Genomic DNA, 209 nt, shown 5'->3' with positions numbered 1-209 from the left:
GACTAGAGAAAAAGTCCAGTGTTTCCATCGTCTCGATGTTTTGCTTAATAGTCGGAAGACTATCGCTTATAAGAGCAGTTAGGGAATACAGGATACGCCTGACTTCGCTGTCTTCTTCAATTTGCAGTGCGGACAGCTCTGATTGCAGTCTGCCCACAGATGCCGGCTCAATAAAGCAGGTCCCGCCGGTTTGCGACAGGTCGATAACC

1 pseudogene is annotated in these 209 nt (G+C 48.8%); it reads right to left on the bottom strand.

The window, feature by feature from the left end:
* Positions 1 to 209 (bottom strand): annotated as a pseudogene (locus tag UF75_RS29740) (DNA mismatch repair protein MutS); the annotation flags it as partial.

Source organism: Desulfosporosinus sp. I2 (assembly GCF_000960765.1).
Classification (GTDB): domain Bacteria; phylum Bacillota; class Desulfitobacteriia; order Desulfitobacteriales; family Desulfitobacteriaceae; genus Desulfosporosinus.
This window is presented reverse-complemented; position numbering and strand designations above follow the sequence as displayed.